Raw genomic sequence first — 21,743 nt, forward strand, 5'->3', positions numbered from 1 at the left:
ACAAAAAACCCCCCCCCCAGATACAACCAGGAGTCTCGTGGGCTCGGAGAGGTGGAGAAGAGACGGGTGGGAGCGAGCCTGCTCGCGAAAGCGGCCGCCAGAACACCAAAAATCACCTGAAAAAACCAATAATTCCAAGAGGTGTCGATATGCGTCTATTGAAATCCATGGTTCCGCTCGCGCTGACTGCAATGTTCAGCGCCGTCGCCCAGGCTCAGCCTCAGGTCAGTGTCTACAACTGGACCGACTACATCGGCGAGACCACCCTCGCCGACTTCCAGGCAAAAACCTCGATCAAAGTGATCTACGACGTTTTCGACTCCAATGAAACCCTGGAAGGCAAGTTGCTCGCCGGGCGTACCGGGTACGACGTGGTCGTGCCCTCCAACCACTTCCTCGCCCGCCAGGTGAAGGCCGGCGCGTTCCTCAAGCTGGACCGCGAGCAACTGCCGAACTTCAAGAACCTGGACCCGAAGCTGCTGGCCTTGCTGGAGAAAAACGATCCGGGCAATGCGCACTCGGTGCCGTACCTGTGGGGCACCAACGGCATCGGCTACAACGTCGACAAGGTCAAGCAGGTGCTGGGCATCGACCGCATCGATTCCTGGGCCGTACTGTTCGAGCCGGAAAACATCAAGAAACTCAGCCAGTGCGGCGTATCGATGATGGACTCGGCCGATGAAGTGTTTCCCGCAGTCCTCAACTACATGGGCATGGACCCGCGCAGCGAGAACCCCGAAGACTTCAAGAAAGCCGAAGCCAAGCTGCTGGGCATCCGTCCGTACATCACCTATTTCCATTCGTCCAAGTACGTCTCGGACCTGGCCAATGGCGACATCTGCGTGGCATTCGGTTACTCCGGCGATGTGTTCCAGGCCGCCAACCGCGCCAAGGAAGCCAATAACGGCGTGAACATCGCCTACGCCATTCCCAAGGAAGGCAGCAACCTGTGGTTCGACCTGCTGGCCATTCCCGCCGACGCCAGCAACCCGAAAGAGGCACACGCGTTCATCAACTACCTCCTCGACCCGCAAGTGATCGCCAAGGTCAGCGCCTCGGTCGGCTATGCCAACCCCAACCCGGCGGCAAAGCAGTACATGGACCCTCAATTGGTGAACAACCCCGAGGTTTACCCGCCGCAGGAAGTGCTCGACAAGCTCTATATCTCCACCACCCCGCCGCAGTCGATCATGCGCCTGATGACCCGCTCGTGGAGCAAAGTGAAGTCCAACCAATGAACCAGTACACACAGGAACATGCTCGCTCGTATTACGCCGCGTCGGCCCATGGCATGGCGCAATTTCCCGGGCTGACAGCGGACCTTGAGGCCGATGTCTGCGTGATTGGCGGTGGTTTCACCGGCATCAACACGGCCATCGAACTGGCCCAGCGCGGGCTCTCGGTGATCCTGCTGGAAGGCCGGCGGATCGGCTGGGGTGCCAGCGGGCGCAACGGCGGACAACTGATACGCGGCATTGGTCATGACGTCAGTGGTTTCGCCAGGCATATCGGTGCCGAAGGCGTGCGCTATCTGGAGCGCGCCGGTATCGAATCGGTCGAGCTGGTGGGCCGGCGAATCCGCGAACACGGCATCGATTGTGACTTGCGCTGGGGCTTTTGCGAATTGGCCAACACCCCGGCGCAGTTTGCCGGACTTGCGTCTGAATACGCAGCGCTCAAGGAATCGGGGTACGCCCACGAAACCCGCCTGGTCGAGCCCGGACAGATTCGCACGCACGTGGTCAATTCAGGCGTGTATGCCGGCGGTCTGGTCGACATGGGGTCCGGTCACCTGCACCCCTTGAACCTGGTCCTGGGCGAAGCGCGGCTTGCGTCGTCCCTTGGCGTGCAGATCTTCGAGCAGAGTCCGGTGCTGGAGTTGATCCATGGTGACACCGTGCAGGTTCGTTGTGCTGGCGGCACGGTTCGCGCGGGTAGCCTGGTGCTTGCCTGTAACGCCCACCTGGAAGAACTCGAACCGAAACTCAGCGGCAAGGTGCTCCCGGCCGGCAGCTACATCATTGCCACCGAACCCTTGTCGGCAGACGTTGCCGCGCAGCTGATCCCGCATAACCTGGCGCTGTGCGACCAGAAAGTCGGCCTGGACTACTACCGGCTCTCGGCAGACCGGCGCCTGTTGTTCGGCGGTGCCTGCCATTATTCCGGACGCGATCCACGGGACATCACGGCCTACATGCGCCCGCAAATGCTCAAGGTCTTCCCGCAGCTGGCGAATGTGCGCATCGACTATCAATGGGGCGGCAAGATCGGCATCACAGCCAATCGATTCCCTCAGGTCGGGCGCCTGCGCCAACACCCGAACGTGTTCTACGCCCAGGGTTACTCAGGCCATGGCCTCAACGTGACCCACTGGTGCGCAAAACTGCTGGGCGAAGCGATCCAGGCCGGACATAGCAAAGGCTTCGATGTGTTCAGCGCCGTTCCGCACATGACCTTCCCGGGCGGCCGCGCCCTGCGCTCGCCGCTGCTGGCGCTCGGCATGCTGTGGTACCGGATGCGCGAAGTGCTCGGTTAACCCCCGTGCCCCTCTTGCGGCACGCGGCGGTCTCTGTAGGAGCGAGCATGCTCGCGAAAAACCTGAGAGCACCGCGGGGTGCCAGGCTCCCCTCGTTATCGTTAACGACCATCGCGAGCATGCTCGCTCCTACAGTAAATCGGGTGCATCTGGTCGACTGCCAGGCCCATGCGCCAACCCCATAACCTTTATTTCGATTTGCTCAATCGCGAGTCACTTCTATATTGAGGGGGTGCTCTGAACTTCGTGCCTCTTGTTGAGCCTGGCCCATGGCAACTACTGATCAACTGATCATCTGCGAGCACTGCGACTGCGTGTATCAAAAAGTCACACTCGCCAAACATCAGAAAACCCTGTGTACACGCTGCGGCGGCGTGCTTCAGCGCTATAACGGCCTGACGGTGGAGCAACGCCTGGCGTTGACCTTCACCGCATTGATGCTGTGGATTTTCGCCAACTTCTATCCGGTCATGAGCATCAGCCTCAAAGGCCTGAAAAATAGCGCAACACTTTGGGATTCGGTGCTGGCGTTGAGCCTGGGCCCCATCACCTTCATCGCCATGGTGGCGGCGATCGCCATGATCATCGCGCCGATTTTCCAGTTGGTGCTCTTGATCTGGGTCCTGGGTTTCGCCCTCACCCACAGGCGTTCACCTGGTTTCAGATTCTGCATGCGCTGGCTGGAAACCCTCAGGCCGTGGAGCATGCTGGAAGTCTGCCTGCTGGGAGCAATGGTCGCCGTGATCAAGCTCGCCGGGTTACTGGATGTGCTGCCCGGCATCGGTCTGTTCGCCTTGGCCATCCTCAGCCTGATGATGATCCGCATTGCCGGCCGCGATATCCGTGAACTATGGGACATCGTATGACAACACCTCCTGTCGCCAGTGATCTCAACCTGTGCCTGTGCCACAGCTGCGGCCTGGCCTGTGACATGACCTTCGAACCCCATGAATGCGAGCGCTGTGGCGCTCCCCTGCATCGACGTAAACCCAACTCGTTGACCCGGACCTGGGCGTATATGTTCACCGCACTGGTGTTTTACATCCCGGCCAATTTGCTGCCTGTGATGAACACCAAGATGGTCGGCAATGGCGCCGACAGCACGATCATGAGCGGCGTGATTGAGTTCTGGCAGCACGGAGCCTGGGATATAGCCCTGATCATCTTCATCGCCAGCATCGCGGTGCCTGGCGTCAAGTTCGTCGCACTGACGCTGCTGCTGGTGACCGTTCAGCGCGATAGCCAGTGGGCACTGCGCGAGCGTTCGCAAATGTACCGTTTTGTCGAGCTCATCGGTTATTGGTCGATGCTTGACGTCATCGTAGTGGCCCTGGTGGCCTCCCTGGTCAAGTTCCAGGCCCTGGCCGATATCGAACCGCGCCCGGGCATTTTGTTCTTTGGCCTGGTGGTGGTGTTCACCATGCTTTCGGCGATGAGTTTCGATCCGCGACTGATCTGGGATAAAGAGCGGCAACAACCACAAAATGAGGAGGTCACGGATGAAGTCACAAGCCACTGACGGGCCACTGGTCCCTGGACAGGCTCCGATCAAGACCCGCCGCTTCAGCTTTTCGCTGGTATGGATCGTGCCGATTGTTGCGGTGCTGGTGGGGATATCGCTGGTGGTCCACAGCATCTTGCAGGAAGGTCCCACCATCACCGTCACCTTCAAGACTGGTGACGGCCTGACCGCCAACAAGACCGAAGTCAAATACCGCAACGTGGTAATCGGTCATGTCTCGGACGTAGAACTGGCCAACGACCAGAAGAGCGTGAACGCCACCATCAAACTGGCCAAACAGGCCGAAAGCTTCACCCGCAAAGACTCGCAGTTTTGGGTGGTTAGGCCGCGGATCGGCGCTGGCGGGGTGTCGGGTATCGATACGCTGTTGTCCGGGGATTACATCGGCGCCGATATCGGCCAGGACAATGCACGGGCGAAGACCTTCAAAGGCCTGGAAAACCCGCCAGCCATCACCTATGGCGAGCCGGGCAAGCGTTTCACCCTGCACACCCAGGACCTGGGGTCACTGGATATTGGCTCGCCGGTCTACTACCGCAAGATTCCGGTCGGCCAGGTCGTGGCCTACGCCCTGGACCCCGATGGCAAAGGGGTGAACATCGAACTGTTCATCCACGCCCCCAATGATCAGTACGTCACTGAGAACACCCGATTCTGGAACGCCAGCGGTGTGGACGTGAGCGTCGGTGCCAACGGTTTTGCGGTCAAGACCGAGTCCCTGTCTTCCTTGCTGGTGGGTGGGATTGCGTTCCGTGCGCCGGAATACAGCCCCGACGACAAACCGGCCCCGGAAGAATATGCCTACGAACTGTTCGAGGACCAGCAAACCGCCCTCGCCCCGCCCTACGGCAAGGCGCAATACCTGAGTTTACGTTTCGATCAGGCGCTGCGCGGGCTCAAGGTCGATGCACCGGTGGAATTCCTGGGTGTGGAATTCGGGCGAGTTGTCTCGATCAATCTGGATTTCGACGCGAAGAAACGCACGTTCCCGGTCAATGTCGGCATCGTGATATATCCGCAACGACTCGGCCAGGCCCACGCAAAAATGCTCAAGGCCTTGAATCATGACCCCAATGACGAAGCCGCGGGCGTCCGCCTGATGGGCTCTTTCGTCGAAAACGGCCTGCGTGCGCAGGCCCGTAGCGGCAATCTGTTGACCGGTCAGCTATACATTGCACTCGATTTTTACCCCAAGGCCGAGAAAGTCGTTTTCGATCCCACCGCCCGCCCCGTTTCCATTCCAACGATTCCGGGCAGCCTCGAACAATTGCAGGAAAAGCTCGAGGCCATGGTCACCAAGATCAATCAACTGCCCATCGAACGGATCGCCGGCAATCTGGACAGCAACCTCGTCGAATTGCGCAAGGGTTTGTCGCAATTCAATGCCAAGACCTTGCCTAGCGTACAAAGCACCTTGGGGGACGTGAGCAAAACCCTGCAATCGGCCAGCACCACCTTGCAATCGGCCAATTCGACGCTTGCCGATGACTCGCCGCAACGGGAAAAACTCAGCCAGACGATGGATGAGCTCGGACGCACCTCGCGCGCCTTGCGTGATCTGGCCGATTATCTGGGCCGGCATCCGGAATCCTTGATTCGCGGCCGTCCAAACAATGCCGCGCCGATCGATATGCAAGGGCCGCCGAGCAAATGACCACAGGAGCAACATTCATGGCTTTTTCACTGAAAATCACCTTGTTCGCCGCGTTGTCGTTGCTCGCCGCCTGCCGCAGCGATCCGATTCAGTTTCACACCCTGACCCCAGCCCAACTGACGGGCACTTCACGCAATGGCGCGCAAATCGAGATTGAATTGCTCAGCGTCCCGCCGCAGGTCGATCGCCCGCAGATCGTCGTACGCCAGGGCAATACCGGCATGGCGATCCTGGAAACCGACTGGTGGGGTGCCAGCCTGGTGGATGAGTTGCGCAGCGCCTTGCTCGACCAGATGATCAACAATAATCCGCAACGCAGGCTGTTGGTGCGCCTGGAGGTACAGCGCTTCGATTCGATTCCCGGCCAGTATGGATTGCTCGACGTAAGATGGCGCCTGCGCAGCAGCAATGGCCATGAGGACGTCATCGGAAATTGCCGCAGCACCCTGCAGACCCCATCAGGACCCTCGATCGAGGAGCTGGTAGCTGCGCAGCAGAACAACGTCAGGCGCCTGGCCGCGCTGATCAGCCAGGCAGCGGCTGGCACGCAAAAAGGTTGTCCATCCGCCAATGCCAACCAATGATGCAATCCCCCTGTCCAAGCGAGGCTTTGTGGCGAGGGGATTTATCCCCGCTGGGTCGCGCAGCGGCCCCAAAACCTGCAAATCGGTGTATCTGATTCCGTGTGCATTAGCGTTGCGACTGCTTCGCAGCCGAACGGGGATAAATCCCCTCGCTACAAAGGTTCGCCCACAGGATTTGACGATTTTTTCTCATTCGAGGCTCTACATTAGCCGGCGTTGAATCTGCAAATGATTCGTATTGATCTAGAATAATTGACGTCGTTCTTTTTCTCGATTGAATCAGCTTGCATGACCCAAAATAACAGGAGCCGGCGCCGCATGAAGTCCCCAATCCCTTCGTTCCTCAAAAAGGCCCTGCTGGCCACCGCTTTGCTGAGCGCTGGTCACGCGTACGCCGCCGATACCGTTGGTATCGTGGTCTACAACGCACAGCATGAAAGCCTGACCAAATCCTGGGTCGAAGGTTTTACGCAGGAAACCGGTATTCCGGTGACCTTGCGCAACGGCGACGATACCGAAATGGGCAACCAGATCGTGCAGGAAGGCGCCGACTCGCCGGCCGATGTATTCCTCACCGAGAACTCCCCGGCGATGGTGCTGGTCGACAACGCCGGTTTGTTCGCGCCCGTGGACAAAACCACCCTGGAACAGGTCGATTCAGCCTACCGCCCGGCCCACGGCAAATGGCTGGGCATCGCTGCACGCTCCACGGTGTTCGTCTACAACCCGAGCAAATTGTCCGAAGCCCAGTTGCCCAAGTCGATCATGGACCTTGCCGCGCCGAACTGGAAAGGCCGCTGGGGCGCATCCCCGGGCGGCGCCGACTTCCAGGCGATCGTTGCCGCCATGATCGAACAAAAAGGCGAAGCCGCCACCCTGGAGTGGCTCAAGGCGATGAAAACCAACTTCAGCGCGTACCGGGGCAACAGTTCGGTGCTCAAGGCGGTGAATGCCGGGCAGATCGACAGCGGCGTGATATACCACTATTACAGCTTCGTCGATCAGGCAAAGACCGGCGAGAACAGCAAGAACACTGCCTTGCACTACTTCAAACACAAGGACCCGGGAGCGTTTGTCAGCATTTCCGGAGGTGGCGTCCTGGCCTCCAGCAAACACAAGGAACAAGCCCAGGCGTTCCTCAAGTGGATCACTGGCAAGGACGGCCAGGCCATCCTCAAGGACGGCAAGTCGTTTGAATACGCCGTGGGCAAGAACGCCGAATCCAACCCTAAACTGGTGCCTTTGCAGCAGCTCGACGCGCCGTCCGTGGACGCCTCGAAACTCGACAGTAGAAAAGCCGTGGAGCTGATGACTCAGGCGGGACTGCTCTAATTGATGCCTGAAATCCTGCCGGTGGATACCGCCCAAGCGCTACCCGCCAATTTACGTAGACGGTCACGCGGCATGTTCGCGAGCCGCGGTGGCGCGTGGGTGGTCGGGTTGTCGGTGCTGGTGTCGTTGCTGGCACTGCTGCCGATTGCCTACGTCATCGGCGTGTCCTTGCAAACCGGCTGGTCCACGGTGGTGACCTTGGTGTTCCGCCCACGGGTGGGCGAGTTGCTGACCAACACCGTGTTGCTGGTGGTACTGACCATTCCCCTTTGCGTGGCGCTGGGTGTGGCACTGGCCTGGCTGACCGAACGCACGGATCTGCCGGGGCGGCGCTGGTGGTCGTTACTGGCCACGGCCCCCCTGGCGGTGCCAGCCTTTGTCCACAGCTATGCCTGGGTCAGCCTGGTGCCGCCGATCCACGGCTTGTTTGCCGGGGTGCTGGTGTCGGTCATTGCCTACTTCCCGTTTCTCTACCTGCCGATTGCCGCAACGCTGCGGCGCCTCGACCCGGCCATTGAAGATGTCGGCGAATCCCTTGGGCTCAAGCCGTGGGCGGTATTTTTTCGCGTCGTGCTCCCGCAGTTGCGCCTGGCCATTTGCGGTGGCGCGTTGCTGGTCGGCCTGCATCTGCTGGCCGAGTACGGTCTGTACGCGATGATCCGCTTCGACACCTTCACCACCGCGATCTTCGATCAGTTCAAGTCCACCTTCAACGGGCCTGCCGCCCACATGCTGGCCAGCGTGCTTGCCTTGTGTTGCCTGGTGATGCTGACCGTGGAATCCGCCGCTCGGGGCCATGCGCGCTACGCCCGCGTGGGCACCGGTAGTGCCCGTGAGCAACGGGTGGTGCACCTGAAAACCCCGGCCAGGGTGCTCGCATTGACCTTGCAGGGCGTCACATGTGCCCTGGCGCTGGGTGTGCCCCTGATCACCCTTGGCGGATGGTTGATCGCCGGCGGCGTGCAAGCCTGGGACCTGGATGAGCTCCTGCCGGCCCTGCAACAGACCCTGCTGCTGGGTGTCGCGGGCGCGGCCCTGACCACCTGCGCGGCCATTCCCATCGCCTGGTTGTCAATCCGCTATCCAGGACGGATGCAACGGATACTGGAAAGCTGCAACTACATCACCAGCTCATTGCCGGGCATCGTCGTGGCGTTGGCCCTGGTGACCGTGACCATTCACTTTGCCCGACCGATCTACCAGACCACCATCACCGTGCTCTTGGCTTATCTGCTGATGTTCTTGCCCCGGGCCCTGGTGAGCTTGCGCGCCGGCATCGCCCAGGCACCCGTTGAACTGGAAAACATTGCCCGCAGCCTGGGCCGCTCCCCTGCCCGCGCGTTGTGGCTGATCACCCTGCGCCTGGCCGCTCCGGGGGCGGCTGCCGGCGCGGCGCTGGTGTTCCTGGCGATCACCAATGAACTGACCGCCACCCTGTTGCTCGCGCCGAACGGCACGCGGACCCTCGCTACCGGGTTCTGGGCCATGACCAGCGAAATCGACTATGTCGCGGCAGCGCCCTATGCCCTGCTGATGATCCTGTTGTCGCTGCCGCTGACCGGGCTCCTTTATCACCAATCGAAAAAAACGGCTGGCCGATGAACACTCTTGAACTGCATTCACTGAACAAGTCCTACGGCGCCCACAAAGCCCTGGATAACGTCAGCCTGTCGGTACCCAGCGGCAGCCGTACGGTCATCGTCGGCCCCTCGGGCTCGGGCAAGACCACCTTGCTGCGCATGATTGCCGGCTTCGAGTTCCCTGACTCCGGCCGCTTGTCGCTCAATGGTCAAACCCTGGTCGACAGCACCCATGAAGTACCGGCACACCAACGCCTGATTGGCTATGTCCCGCAGGACGGCGCTTTGTTTCCGCACATGACCGTGGCCGCCAACATCGGCTTCGGCTTGTCGATCAAAGGCCACGAAAAGCACGAGCGTGTCGCCCAGTTGATGGACAGCGTTGCCCTCGATTCGACCATGGCCGCGCGCTGGCCCCACGAGTTGTCCGGCGGACAGCAGCAGCGTGTAGCGCTGGCACGGGCACTGGCGCAGCGGCCGCGCCTGATGTTGCTGGACGAGCCGTTTTCGGCACTCGATACCGGTTTGCGCGCGGTCATGCGCAAGATGGTCGCCCGCCTGCTGGAAGACGCAGGGGTCACCACCATCCTGGTCACCCACGACCAGAGCGAAGCCTTGTCCTTCGCCGATCAACTGGCCGTGATGCGCCATGGCCGGCTGGTGCAGTCAGGCCATCCGCTGGACCTCTACCGCTACCCCGAAGACGAACAGACAGCGCTGTTTCTTGGCGACGCCGTGGTCATGCCGGCCAGGATCGAGGCGGGCTGGGCGCATTGCGACCTGGGCCGGATACCGGTCAACAATCATCGCAACAACCACTCGGCGCAGATCATGCTCCGGCCCGAACAGTTGCAACTGGCCAGCGTCTTGCCAGACGACACCGGTGTCGCTGGCTGCCGGGCAAAGGTCATCGACCGCGACTTCAGCGGAAACACCTGCACCTTGACCGTGGAGTTACAGCCTCGCGCCCCCGACCAGCCGATTGGCCGATCCTTGCTGGTGCGCAGCTCCGGCATGTATGCGCCGCCGGCGGGCAGCGCCGTGCAGGTCTCGACGATTGGCCACGCGCACGTGCTGAGCGAACCTTGAGCCAAGGCCCTCAAAGGTCGAAGCGATCTACCGCCCGACGCCGCTCGTTGTCATCGCGCACATCGTAGTTGGCCGTGGTCTGGATATTGCTGTGATGCGCCAGTTTTTGCGCGATGGACAGATCGTGTTCTTCAATCACCCGGGTGATGAACGAACGGCGAAAATCATGCGGCATGATTTTCACCCCCACCTGTGTGCCCCGCTGCCGGGCGATGTAATAGATCGCGTGCTTGGTAATGCGCTCACGGGTGATGTGACTGCCGCGCCGGATTCGGTTGAACAGGAACGGATCGTCCTCTTCGCCTTCCTTGAGCATCGAGCGGCGCAGTTCCAGCCAGGCATCGAGCTTGGCGAAAGCCCAGGCCGGGGCGTACTTGATCAACTGTTTGTTGCCCTTGGCCGTGACGCGCAGGCTGCGCTCATTGAAGTCGACCTGATTGAGGTCGAGGTTCACCGACTCCGATTTGCGCATGCCAGAACCGTACAGGATCGCAATGATGGCGGCGTCGCGCAGGCCTTGTGGCCGAGGATCGGCGGCGCAGACCTCCATCAATTCCTGGATCAATGAGCGCCGCAGGTTGCGCCCCTGGGACAGACGCGTGCCGGCGATACCCTTGACCGAGCGCATTTTCAACAAGTGTTCCTGGCTGATCAGGCTCATGCGCCACGCTTCGTTCATCACTCCGCGCACCGCATTGACGTACAGCGACGACGTGTTGGGCGCGTAACCGTCGGTGCGCAATGTCGCAACCAGGGCGATGACGTCTTCAGGTTGCAGGTCGTGCCAGGCAATCTCCTCGACATTCATGTCTTCGAAGCCCAGGCGGTCGGCGGCGTCCTGCAAGACGTAACGCATGGTCAATTGGCTGGAGGGGGCCAGTCGGGCCAGATACAGGGTCAGGGGATTGGGTTTGGCGGCTTTTGGATCAGCAGCAGGTAAGTCAGTCAAACGAAACGGCCTTGAATAAAGAGGAAGCAGAAAACGCTGTAAGACAGGGATGCCGCTACGCTGCCGGTCGTGGCCTGGAAAGTCAAATACTCTGCCGGCAAACACCGTATTGGCCGACGAACCGATAGACGAACTGAAACATGGCAATGCTAAACCTTGATCGGACTCGATCGGGGCAGGAGCAAGCCATGAGAATCAGTGTTTTGGGTAGCGGCTACGTCGGCCTGGTGCAAGCGGCCGTCCTGGCTGAAGTCGGCCACGACGTGGTCTGCATGGACGTCGACGAGAAAAAAGTCGAGTTGTTGCAACAGGGCCACGTGAGCATTTTCGAACCGGGGCTGGCCAGCCTGGTGCGCGAAGGCCTGGACGCCCGTCGTTTGCAGTTCACCAGCGATGAAAAACTCGCGGTGCAACATGGCCAGGTGCTGTTTATTGCTGTCGGTACGCCGTCGCGTGACGATGGTTCGGCAGACCTGAGTCAGGTGATGGCGGTCGGCGAGGCGGTGGCGCGGCACCGTGAGCAACCGCTGATCCTGGTGGAAAAGTCCACGGTGCCGGTGGGAACTGGCGATGCGTTGCGGACGCATATCGACAAGTGCCTGATCAAGGTCGGGCGCCTGTTGCAGTTCGATATCGTGTCCAATCCCGAATTTCTCAAGGAAGGCTCGGCCGTGTCCGACTGCCGGCGTCCGGACCGTATCGTCATTGGCTGCGAACGCGAAGACGTGCGCGAGGTAATGCGTGACCTGTACGCCCCCTTCAACCGCAACCATGAACGCGTCATGTTCATGGACCTGCGCAGTGCCGAACTGACCAAATACGCCGCCAACTGCATGCTGGCGACCAAGATCAGCTTCATCAACCAGATCGCCGAACTGGCCGAACACCTGGGTGCCGATATCGAATCGGTGCGCCTGGGCATCGGCGCCGATTCGCGCATCGGCTACCACTTCATCTACCCCGGCTGCGGTTATGGTGGCTCGTGCTTCCCCAAGGACATGCGTGCCCTGATCCACAGCGCCGAAGAGGCCAATTGCACAAGCGACCTGCTGCAAGCGGTGGAAGCCATCAACCAGCGCCAGAAACACAAGCTGTTCGAGCGCCTCAAGGCCTTCTACAAAGGCGATCTGCGCGGTAAGACCTTTGCCGTCTGGGGCCTGGCATTCAAACCCAACACCGACGACATGCGCGATGCACCGAGCCGGCCATTGCTGGAGTCGCTGTGGGCCGCTGGCGCCAATGTCCGCGCATTCGACCCCGAAGCCATGCAGCAAACCCAGCAACTATACCCCGATGAAAGCAGGCTGATGCTGATGGGTACGCCGGAATCGGTACTCAACGGTGCGGACGCGCTGATCATCTGCACCGAATGGCAACAATTCAAGGCACCGGATTTTGATCTGATCCGCCAGCGGCTCAATGCACCGGTGATCTTCGATGGCCGCAACCTGTACGATGCCGAGCGCCTGGCGCGCAATGGCTTCCTGTACTTTCCGATGGGCCGCGGCGAGTCGCGCAAGTTGCCGATTCCCTATCAGCAATGGCCGGCGGCTCAAGTGGTCGCATAACACGTCGCGATGGTCGCCAACGATGACGCTGGCTGCCTGATACCCCGCGGTGCCCGGAAATCCATCGCGAGCATGCTCGCTCCTACAGAAAACGTGCGAAGAAACAGCCATGGGCCAGACACAAGCAGAGCCCCATGGCGGTGCTGGCCATGGCGCTGGACATCCAATGGAAATGCAATTCCCGATACATCAGAAATTATGAACTGAAGCTTCATTAATATGAATTTGTCAGCATAGGAAAGGCGCGGCACACTGTCGCCGTTCCTCCCCCAACAGTTGGAACACCTTCAAGGGCTTTCCGGGTTTCCCAGGCAAGCCCTTTTTTTTCCTCGGTTTTTAATGGAACGATGTTCATCATGCTTGCTCGCTGGTTGCCCGCCGCCATCAACACCCGCCCTTCGGAATGGAGTCGCGCTGCCATCGGCATGGCGCTGGGAACAATGTTCAGCGTCTGGCTGTGCGCTCAGGTATTCGGCATGCAAGTGGCGCAGCACCTGGTCGGTCCGCTGGGTGCCTCGGCGGTGTTGCTGTTTGCCGTGTCTTCCGGCGCGCTCGCGCAACCCTGGTCGATTCTCGGCGGCTACTTGAGTGCTGCGGTGGTAGCGTTGCTGGTGGCCCACGTGCTGGGTCGGACCCTGGGCAGCGCGTGTCTGGCGGCGGGCATGGCGCTGATCCTGATGTGCTGGCTGCGTTGCCTGCACCCGCCGGCCGGGGCACTGGCATTGCTGATGGTGCTGGCGGACCCCGCGACCATTGCCATGGACTGGAAAGCCCTGGGCCCGGTGATGCTCGCCGCATCGACCATGCTGTTCAGCGCCTTGGCCTACAACAACTTGACGCGCATCCGTTACCCGAAACGCGCCAGCGAACCGGTGGCCGTCGTTCCCGCCGACCACCCTCCTGTCGACAGCCAGGCGATCACCGCCCAGGACCTGAAACTGGCCCTGGCGCAGATGGAGGCCTTCATTGACGTTACCCCTGAAGACCTTGAACAGCTGATCCATGCCACTGAGTTGCAGGCCAGGCGGCGCAGTATTGGCGAGGTGTTGTCCCGTACGACGTCCGACTAGTGGTCGGATTTCACCTTGCCCTGAACTGTTCAGCGGCTAAAGTACAATCCGTACCGCACAGAGTTGTCTGCCTTTCACTATGAAGTCTGGCTCGCCGTAAAAGTCCAGTAGCGATGACACAGGAAGTCTGGCTATGGAGAAAAACTCAACGTTGTTGGGTGGCGATACTGGCTTTGCGCTTTAACAGAACCGCGCCTCCTTGTGAAACACCGCGAATCCCTCGCGCACGCAGCTGCTATAGGCAAGAAAAATAGCCACTGCTGCTACAGCCGGCGATTTCGCGTGCTTCAAGTTCCGCCAGCTCTCTGACTCTGGTGGTTTCGAAACTGTTTTTTCGAAATCTACGAGAGGAACATCCGATGAGCATTTCACTCCGGGAACGGCTGGACACCCCGCTGTTCGACCCCAAAAAACGCCACCAACTGTCGTTGCGCGACTACATGGACCTGACGGTCGAGCGCATGCGCACGATTGTGCGCGATGGCTTGATCACCAATGACATGTGGTTGGGACAGACCCGCCAGTCAGACTTTCGCCAGATGTACGAACGCACGGGCCTGATTGGCGCCTACGACTATGCGCTGTTCTCCTCGATCGTCGACCACATGATCGCCGGCAACGCCCTGTTCGCCCAGGCAAGCGCGTTGCAAGTGGCGCGCTACCGCCAGGAAGTGATCGAAATGGGCGCGGTTTACGCCTTTGGTTGCACCGAGATCAACAGCGGCTCGGATGTGCGCAATCTGCAAACTCGCGTCACCTTTGAACCGCAGAGCCAGTGCCTGATCCTGCATACGCCTTCCCCGGCGGCTTGCAAGTACTGGATCGGCAATGCCTTGCACGCCGCTCAAGTGGTCATGGTGCTGGCGCGCTTGATCGTCGACGGCGAGGACGAAGGGCCGCACTGGTTTCGGGTGCAGATCCGCCAACAGGAAAATGGCCCGTTGTTGTCTGGCGTCAAGGTCGTGGCCTGCGATCCCAAGGGTGGAATCCACGCCAACCAGGTGGCCGGCATTTGCTTCGACCAGATGAAACTGACCTCGGATGCATTGATGCAACGGCACGCACACTTCACCAGGGACGGCACGTTCAGCAGCGATGTCCCCCGTAGCGAACGCCTGACCTGCGCCATGGAAACGTTCATTCAAGAACGTTTGTTGCTCCTGGCCGCAGCGAGCAGTGGAGCCAGCCTGTGCACCTACCTGGCTTACCGTTTCACCGGCCATCGCCAGGTACGAACCGGCAACACCCACGAACCACTGTTGGTCAAACCGTTGATCCGCCAACGGCTATACACCGAACAACTGAAGGCGCTCGCCCTGAAGCTGTTGGAACAGGCGATCGTGTCGAAATTCGAAGCGCACTGGGAACTACCGCACAAGCGCAAGGAACTGCACATCCTCGCCGCCGTCGCCAAAAGCGTCGGCACCTGGATGGCGCTGGATGTCATGGGCATGTGCCGGGAAATCTGTGGCTCCCAGGGATTCCACCATTACAACCAGATCGTCACGTTGCGCATGGACTGCGAGATCAGCGTGACGTTTGCTGGGGACAACAGTGTCATGGCCTATCAGGTGGCCAGGGATGCAATCACCCGGCCGCGTTTTGCCTCCAGGCCCACCGCCAACGTTGCCCAGCGAACTGAAAAGACCCTGGTCGAACGCTGTCGAAATCCGGGCGAAGTCTCCCACCGCCAGGCCGTGGCCCTGACCTACGCTCGCGCTCTTGACCTGATTATCGGGGAAGTCGAGAACAACCATCTGGTGTCGTCGCAAACGCTGCAAGACCTGATCGAAGTGTTTGCTGCGCCGTTGAGCGAGGGCGGATTCGTCGCCAACGGCAGCGAACTGGACAGCCATGCCAGCGAACACCAACTGGCCACGCTGGCTGCCTTGCTGGCGCCGCCGAGCGAACTGGTCAGCGCGCCTATCGATAAACCGGACTACATCCACCAGTTCACCGCTGCACTGTATGGAGAGTCATGACCATGGACGTTCAAGCGCTGCTCGACTTCACCGATCGCGACACGGTTCGCACACCCTACCCGGCTTACCGCTACCTGCGCGAGCACCATCCGGTCTATTGGTGCCCACACTTCAAGGCCTGGTTCCTGACCCGCTACAGCGATGTGTTCGCCGCCCAAGGCGATGCCAGGCGCTATTCCTCCAACCGCATGCAACAACTGGTCGATGCGCAGGTGCCCGAGGAAAAACGAGCGCAACTGGCAAGGTTCGTCAAACTCGCCTCGGCATGGATGTACTCCCTGGACGCTGCAGCACACAAGGCCAGCCGCCACCTGTTGAGCAGGGCCTTTACACCCCGCGCCATCGAGACCTTGAGGCAAACGATCCAGGCCATCACCGATAAGGAGCTGTCCTGCCTCGAACAACACACCGATCTGATGGCCAACTTCCTCAACCGCATACCCGCGCTGATCCTGGCCAAGCTCTACGGCATTGCGCAAGAGGATGCGTTGAAACTGCGGCGCTGGACCGATGACATCCTGATTTTCCTGGTTGGCAGTCTCGACCCCGATTATGGACCGGCGCAAGCGCTCAAGGGTGTGGAGGAAATGTACGCCTACTTTGCCGACATCATTGAACAGCGCCGAAAACAGCCTGAGGACGACCTGGTCAGCCGGGTACTGGAGGCTGCCAAGGAGAGCGGATCAAGCATTGAAGAGGTTCTGGCACAGATCGTGTTTATCCTCGTGGCGGGCTATACCACCAGTGCCGATCAGCTGTGTATCGGCTTGCTGCACTTGCTTGAACATCCGCATCAGCACCAGGCCTTGAAGGCCGACCTGACACTGGTCAAACCGGCCATCGAGGAAATGCTGCGCTTCGATTCCGCCGGGTCCTTCAGTCATCGCGTCCTCAACGAAGATGTGCAAATCCACGGCGTCACGATGAAACAAGGCGAGCTGGTCTACTTGATGCGCGCCGCCGCCAATCGTGACCCGGCAAAGTTCGAAAACCCTGACCACTTCGACATCCAGCGCGAGCCCAACGACCACCTGGCATTCGGCCGGGGCGAGCATTTCTGCATGGGCACCGCGTTGTTCCGACTGGAAGCGGAAGTGGTGTTCACCTCGTTGTTCAAGCGTTTTCCAGAGCTTTCACTGAATGCGCAAAAGCCAGCGGTGTGGCGCACCAATAACCTGCAGTTTCGTGGATTGAAATCACTGCCCATCGACCTGGGCAAAGGAGCGGCACAATGAAGATTCAACGGGTTTTTTCGCAAGCCCCTTGGGAAAAAATGGCCGGATACTGCCGGGCAATTCGGGTCGGTGAGCGAATCTTGATGGGCGGCACCGTGGCGTTCGATAAAAAAGGCAAACCCTTCAAGCCGGGTAATGCGTACAAGCAGACCCTGCGTTGCCTGGAGATTATCGAAGACTCTATCCAGCAGCTAGGCGTCGATCGACGAAGCATCATCGGTATCCGCATCTACACCACCAGCATGAAGTTCTGGCCGGAGATCGCCAAGGCGCACAAGAAATTTTTCAAGGGGCATCCACCGACATTGATGTGCCTGGCGGTCAGCGATTTGATCAGTAAGGAATATGTGGTCGAACTCACCACCGAGGCCACGGCCTGCAGGATCGAGCTATGACGGCCCCACAGCGAGGCTCAAGACCGGACGTGGAAACCGTCAGGACTGCACTGCGCGATTTGATGGTCGTCAGGGTTCGCGACCTGATCATCGACAATCAAGGAAGAACACTGCCGCTGCGGCTCTACACGCCCGCCGGGCCGGGCCCCTTCAGCGTATTGATGTTTTTCCACGGGGGTGGATGGGTCACCGGCGATCTGGATACCCACGACGGCTTTTGCCGGCACATGTGTGAGTGGGCAGGATGCGCCGTTGTGGCCGTGGACTATGCCCGTCCTCCGGAACACCTGTTCCCCGCGGCTGTGGAAGATTGCTGCGCCGCAACGCAATGGATTATTGACGAAGGCTCGGGCCTGGGGTTGCTTCCTTCGCGAATGGCCGTGGCGGGCGGCGGTTCCGGGGGCGGGCTGGCGGCTGCCGTCAGTCAGTGGGCCCTCGCACGGGGTTCGCCAGGGTTCGCGTTTCAACTGTTGCTCTATCCCTTGCTCGATTGCCTGGCGAACAACCCCTCACATGACGAGTTCGCCAAAGGACCCGGGCTGACCGGTGAAATGCTGGAATGGTACATCGAGCATTACATACCGCAAGGCGTGTCCCGTGTAGACCCCAGGCTCTCACCGGTTTACGCTGAAAACCTGCGAGGCCTGCCACCGGCGTTGATCATCACCTGTGGTCTTGATGTGTTGCGGGACGAGGGACGGCAGTACGCGCGTCGGCTCAAGAAGGCAGATGTCCGGGTGCAACACAAGGAGTACATCGACATGCCTCACGGGTTCATCAACTATCCGGCTCGCTACGATGTGGCAAAAAAAGCCCTGCTCTTGTGCGCGCTAGTCCTGCAAGAGCACTTGCATCGTTGACGGGTCAACAAAGACGGGACAGTGCGCCTCGGCGTTTTCCTTCCATGCATAAATGCAGAGACGACCTGCATCATTTCGCCTTGTACATGGCAAATTTGCACTGTTACGATCCTGCATCGCTCGCGCGCGAGCTTGTCTATAAAGAACAATAAAAGCAGGGAGTTAGTGATGACTGCTGAGGTTTTATCGAAGGGGACTTCGTCCATGGTCGCCACGCAAAATGAAGTGCTGGCCGAGGTCCGCAACCACATCGGTCACCTGACCCTCAACCGCCCCGCCGGTCTCAACGCCATTACCCTGGAAATGGTGCGCGACCTGCAGCGTCAGCTCGACGCCTGGGCACAGGATGAACAGGTGCATGCGGTGGTACTGCGTGGCGCCGGCGAAAAAGCCTTCTGTGCCGGTGGCGACATTCGCTCGCTCTACGACAGTTTCAAGAGCGGCGACACCCTGCACCAAGACTTCTTCGTCGAGGAATACGCCCTCGACCTCGCGATTCATCATTACCGCAAACCGGTGCTGGCCTTGATGGACGGCTTCGTGCTGGGCGGCGGCATGGGCCTGGTGCAAGGCGCCGACCTGCGGGTGGTCACCGAGAAAAGTCGATTGGCGATGCCTGAAGTCGGCATCGGTTATTTCCCGGACGTCGGCGGCAGTTACTTCCTGCCGCGCATCCCCGGGGAACTGGGGATATACCTGGGCGTCAGCGGCGTGCAGATCCGCGCGGCCGATGCGCTGTACTGCGGTCTGGCCGATTGGTATCTGGACAGCAGCAAGCTGGCCACGCTGGATGACAGACTCGATCAACTGCAATGGCACGACACGCCATTGAAGGACCTTCAGGGCCTGCTGGCGAAGCTCGGGGTGCAACAGTTGCCCGATGCGCCGCTGGCCGCCTTGCGCCCGGCTATCGACCATTTCTTCGCCTTGCCCGATGTGCCGAGTATTGTGGAGCAAATGCGTGAGGTAACGGTCGCCGACAGCCATGAGTGGGCGACGACCACCGCCGACCTGCTGCAGACCCGCTCGCCCCTGGCGATGGGCGTGACCCTGGAAATGCTCCGGCGCGGCCGGCACCTGAGCCTTGAACAGTGCTTCGCCCTTGAACTGCACCTGGACCGCCAGTGGTTCGAGCGCGGCGACCTGATCGAAGGCGTGCGCGCCCTGCTGATCGACAAAGACAAGAATCCGCGCTGGAACCCACCCACCCTCCAGGCGCTGGACGCCGAACATGTAGCGAGTTTCTTCAACGGTTTCGATGAGAGCGGGAGCTGAATCATGCACGACCTCGAATTGACTGAAGAACAAGTCATGATCCGCGACATGGCCCGGGACTTTGCCCGGGGCGAAATCGCGCCCCACGCCCAGGCCTGGGAAAAAGCCGGCTGGATCGACGATGCCCTGGTGGCGAAGATGGGTGAGTTGGGCCTGTTGGGCATGGTGGTGCCCGAGGAATGGGGCGGCACCTATGTCGACTATGTTGCCTACGCCTTGGCGGTGGAGGAAATCTCTGCTGGCGATGGCGCCACCGGCGCGTTCATGAGCATCCACAACTCGGTGGGCTGCGGGCCGGTGCTCAACTATGGCAGCGAAGAGCAGAAACAAACCTGGCTGGCCGATCTTGCCAGCGGCCAGGTCATTGGGTGCTTCTGCCTGACCGAACCCCAAGCCGGTTCCGAGGCGCACAACCTGCGCACCCGCGCCGAATTGCGCGATGGCCAGTGGGTGCTCAACGGCGCCAAGCAGTTTGTCAGCAACGGCAAACGGGCCAAGTTGGCCATCGTGTTTGCCGTGACCGACCCGGAGCTTGGCAAGCGCGGCATTTCGGCGTTCCTGGTACCGACCGATACCCCTGGCTTTATCGTCGATCGCACCGAACACAAAATGGGCATCCGTGCCTCCGATACCTGTGCGGTCACTCTGGACAACTGCACCATTGCCGAGGCCAATCTGCTGGGTGAACGCGGCAAGGGCCTGGCCATTGCCCTGTCCAACCTCGAAGGCGGCCGCATCGGCATCGCCGCCCAGGCGCTGGGCATTGCCCGCGCGGCATTCGAAGCGGCGCTGACCTATTCCCGCGAGCGCGTGCAGTTCGGCAAAACGATTAATGAACACCAGAGTATCGCCAACCTGCTGGCCGACATGCACATGCAACTGAACGCAGCGCGGCTGATGATCCTGCACGCGGCACGCCTGCGCACGGCCGGCAAGCCATGCCTGTCAGAGGCCTCGCAGGCCAAGCTGTTTGCTTCGGAAATGGCCGAGAAAGTCTGCTCGTCAGCGATTCAGATTCACGGCGGGTATGGGTATCTGGAAGATTACCCGGTCGAGAAGTATTACCGGGATGCGCGGATCACGCAGATCTATGAAGGGTCGAGCGAGATTCAGCGGATGGTGATTGCCCGCGAATTGAAGAATTACCCACTTTAAAGCTTGAGAGCTTCGCGAGCAGGCTCGCTCCCACATGGGACCTCAGCGTGAATGAGATCCCTGTGGGAGCGAGCCTGCTCGCGAAGAGGCCCGCAGGCCATTACATCACTTGCCCTGGAACTCGGCCTCACGCTTGGCAATAAACGCCGCCATCCCTTCCTTCTGATCCTGCGTCGCAAACGCCGCATGGAACACCCGACGTTCAAAGCGCACGCCTTCGGACAAGCTCACTTCAAAGGCACGGTTCACGCTTTCCTTGACCATCATCGCAATCGGCAGCGACTTCTTGGCAATCAACGCCGCGACTTTCAGCGCTTCATCCAGCAATTCATCGCTCGGCACGATGCGCGCCACGATGCCGCAACGCTCCGCTTCCACGGCATCGATCAAACGCCCGCTCAAGCACATCTCCATGGCCTTGGCCTTGCCCACGGCGCGGGTCAGGCGCTGGGTGCCACCCATGCCCGGCAACACGCCGAGGTTGATTTCCGGCTGGCCGAACTTGGCGTTATCACCGGCCAGGATGAAGTCGCACATCAGTGCCAGCTCACAGCCACCGCCCAGGGCGAAGCCGTTGACGGCGGCGATGATCGGCTTGCGACGGTTGGCCACGCGGTCGCTGTCGCTGAACAGGTCGTCGATATAGATCTGCGGATAGGTCAGCTCGGCCATTTCCTTGATGTCAGCACCGGCGGCAAAGGCCTTTTTCGAACCGGTCAGGACGATGCAACCGATGTTCGAGTCGGCCTCAAAGCCGTCGAGGGCGTGGTTCAGTTCGCTGACGATCTGCGCGTTCAACGCGTTCAGCGCCTGCGGGCGGTTGAGGGTAATCAGGCCGACCCGGCCATGGGTTTCCAGCAAAATCGTTTCGTAGTTCATTAATTGACTCCTGCTAAGCACTCGGTCCCTGTAGGAGCGAGCATGCTCGCGATGAACCAGAGAACGCTGTGGGGTATC

The 21,743-nt window shown here is 60.2% G+C and carries 20 protein-coding genes; 17 read left to right on the top strand and 3 right to left on the bottom strand.

Features of this window, described 5'->3' with window-relative positions; translation table 11 throughout:
* Positions 1-149: 149 nt before the first annotated feature.
* The 9 genes from AC3WWR_RS24375 to AC3WWR_RS24415 all read left to right on the top strand — a co-directional run bounded on the left by AC3WWR_RS24375 (position 150) and on the right by AC3WWR_RS24415 (position 10,297).
* Positions 150-1,238, top strand: a complete 1,089-nt coding sequence (locus AC3WWR_RS24375; RefSeq protein ID WP_492599140.1) for a polyamine ABC transporter substrate-binding protein — start codon at positions 150-152, stop codon at positions 1,236-1,238.
* The gene (locus tag AC3WWR_RS24380) at positions 1,235-2,536 is read left to right on the top strand and encodes an NAD(P)/FAD-dependent oxidoreductase (protein WP_492599141.1); all 1,302 of its coding nucleotides are present in this window, start codon (positions 1,235-1,237) and stop codon (positions 2,534-2,536) included. The genes AC3WWR_RS24375 and AC3WWR_RS24380 overlap by 4 nt, the downstream gene beginning before the upstream one ends.
* Positions 2,537-2,805: 269 nt before the next feature.
* The gene (locus AC3WWR_RS24385; RefSeq protein WP_020800516.1) at positions 2,806-3,402 is read left to right on the top strand and encodes a paraquat-inducible protein A; all 597 of its coding nucleotides are present in this window, start codon (positions 2,806-2,808) and stop codon (positions 3,400-3,402) included.
* Positions 3,399-4,055, top strand: coding sequence for a paraquat-inducible protein A (locus tag AC3WWR_RS24390; RefSeq protein WP_492599142.1), 657 nt, complete (start codon positions 3,399-3,401; stop codon positions 4,053-4,055). The genes AC3WWR_RS24385 and AC3WWR_RS24390 overlap by 4 nt, the downstream gene beginning before the upstream one ends.
* Complete coding sequence (locus AC3WWR_RS24395) at positions 4,036-5,712, top strand: PqiB family protein (RefSeq protein WP_020800518.1); 1,677 nt, start codon at positions 4,036-4,038, stop codon at positions 5,710-5,712. Before AC3WWR_RS24390 ends, AC3WWR_RS24395 begins: the two co-directional genes overlap by 20 nt.
* A 17-nt stretch (positions 5,713-5,729) precedes the next feature.
* Positions 5,730-6,296 carry a PqiC family protein gene (locus AC3WWR_RS24400; protein ID WP_020800519.1) on the top strand — a complete coding sequence of 189 codons (567 nt, stop codon included), beginning with the start codon at positions 5,730-5,732 and terminating at the stop codon, positions 6,294-6,296.
* A gap of 318 nt (positions 6,297-6,614) precedes the next feature.
* Positions 6,615-7,628, top strand: coding sequence for an iron ABC transporter substrate-binding protein (locus tag AC3WWR_RS24405; protein ID WP_020800520.1), 1,014 nt, complete (start codon positions 6,615-6,617; stop codon positions 7,626-7,628).
* A gap of 3 nt (positions 7,629-7,631) precedes the next feature.
* Positions 7,632-9,230, top strand: coding sequence for an ABC transporter permease (locus AC3WWR_RS24410; protein ID WP_492599143.1), 1,599 nt, complete (start codon positions 7,632-7,634; stop codon positions 9,228-9,230).
* Positions 9,227-10,297 carry an ABC transporter ATP-binding protein gene (locus AC3WWR_RS24415; protein WP_432668156.1) on the top strand — a complete coding sequence of 357 codons (1,071 nt, stop codon included), beginning with the start codon at positions 9,227-9,229 and terminating at the stop codon, positions 10,295-10,297. The genes AC3WWR_RS24410 and AC3WWR_RS24415 overlap by 4 nt, the downstream gene beginning before the upstream one ends.
* Before the next feature lie 10 nt (positions 10,298-10,307).
* On the opposite strand, the gene AC3WWR_RS24420 is transcribed toward AC3WWR_RS24415, so the two are convergent.
* Positions 10,308-11,246 (bottom strand): site-specific integrase, encoded by a 939-nt coding sequence (locus AC3WWR_RS24420; protein WP_020800523.1) that lies wholly within the window; start codon positions 11,244-11,246, stop codon positions 10,308-10,310.
* A 188-nt stretch (positions 11,247-11,434) separates the two neighbouring features.
* On the opposite strand from AC3WWR_RS24420, the gene AC3WWR_RS24425 reads away from it, so the two are divergent.
* Entirely contained in the window at positions 11,435-12,814 is a 1,380-nt protein-coding gene (locus AC3WWR_RS24425; RefSeq protein ID WP_151142040.1) for a UDP-glucose dehydrogenase family protein, read from the top strand.
* Between the two features lie 214 nt (positions 12,815-13,028).
* Here AC3WWR_RS24425 and AC3WWR_RS24430 read toward each other — a convergent pair whose 3' ends face one another.
* Complete coding sequence (locus AC3WWR_RS24430) at positions 13,029-13,172, bottom strand: hypothetical protein (protein ID WP_158539227.1); 144 nt, start codon at positions 13,170-13,172, stop codon at positions 13,029-13,031.
* Here AC3WWR_RS24430 and AC3WWR_RS24435 point away from each other — a divergent pair.
* The 7 genes from AC3WWR_RS24435 to AC3WWR_RS24465 all read left to right on the top strand — a co-directional run bounded on the left by AC3WWR_RS24435 (position 13,171) and on the right by AC3WWR_RS24465 (position 20,786).
* Positions 13,171-13,884 carry an HPP family protein gene (locus AC3WWR_RS24435; RefSeq protein WP_179055257.1) on the top strand — a complete coding sequence of 238 codons (714 nt, stop codon included), beginning with the start codon at positions 13,171-13,173 and terminating at the stop codon, positions 13,882-13,884. The genes AC3WWR_RS24430 and AC3WWR_RS24435 overlap by 2 nt on opposite strands.
* Before the next feature lie 359 nt (positions 13,885-14,243).
* The gene (locus tag AC3WWR_RS24440; protein WP_151142034.1) at positions 14,244-15,866 is read left to right on the top strand and encodes an acyl-CoA dehydrogenase family protein; all 1,623 of its coding nucleotides are present in this window, start codon (positions 14,244-14,246) and stop codon (positions 15,864-15,866) included.
* The gene (locus AC3WWR_RS24445) at positions 15,863-17,101 is read left to right on the top strand and encodes a cytochrome P450 (RefSeq protein WP_492599144.1); all 1,239 of its coding nucleotides are present in this window, start codon (positions 15,863-15,865) and stop codon (positions 17,099-17,101) included. The genes AC3WWR_RS24440 and AC3WWR_RS24445 overlap by 4 nt, the downstream gene beginning before the upstream one ends.
* The gene (locus AC3WWR_RS24450; protein WP_151142029.1) at positions 17,098-17,496 is read left to right on the top strand and encodes a Rid family hydrolase; all 399 of its coding nucleotides are present in this window, start codon (positions 17,098-17,100) and stop codon (positions 17,494-17,496) included. The genes AC3WWR_RS24445 and AC3WWR_RS24450 overlap by 4 nt, the downstream gene beginning before the upstream one ends.
* Positions 17,493-18,356 (top strand): alpha/beta hydrolase, encoded by an 864-nt coding sequence (locus tag AC3WWR_RS24455; protein ID WP_151142026.1) that lies wholly within the window; start codon positions 17,493-17,495, stop codon positions 18,354-18,356. The genes AC3WWR_RS24450 and AC3WWR_RS24455 overlap by 4 nt, the downstream gene beginning before the upstream one ends.
* Positions 18,357-18,524: 168 nt before the next feature.
* Positions 18,525-19,631, top strand: a complete 1,107-nt coding sequence (locus AC3WWR_RS24460) for an enoyl-CoA hydratase/isomerase family protein (RefSeq protein WP_033042293.1) — start codon at positions 18,525-18,527, stop codon at positions 19,629-19,631.
* Positions 19,632-19,634: 3 nt separating this feature from the next.
* Positions 19,635-20,786 (top strand): acyl-CoA dehydrogenase family protein, encoded by a 1,152-nt coding sequence (locus tag AC3WWR_RS24465; RefSeq protein ID WP_033042308.1) that lies wholly within the window; start codon positions 19,635-19,637, stop codon positions 20,784-20,786.
* Positions 20,787-20,891: 105 nt separating this feature from the next.
* On the opposite strand, the gene AC3WWR_RS24470 is transcribed toward AC3WWR_RS24465, so the two are convergent.
* Positions 20,892-21,665, bottom strand: a complete 774-nt coding sequence (locus tag AC3WWR_RS24470; protein WP_020800542.1) for an enoyl-CoA hydratase — start codon at positions 21,663-21,665, stop codon at positions 20,892-20,894.
* Positions 21,666-21,743: the final 78 nt, after the last annotated feature.

This window comes from Pseudomonas sp. EB271-G4-1 (assembly GCF_058791355.1).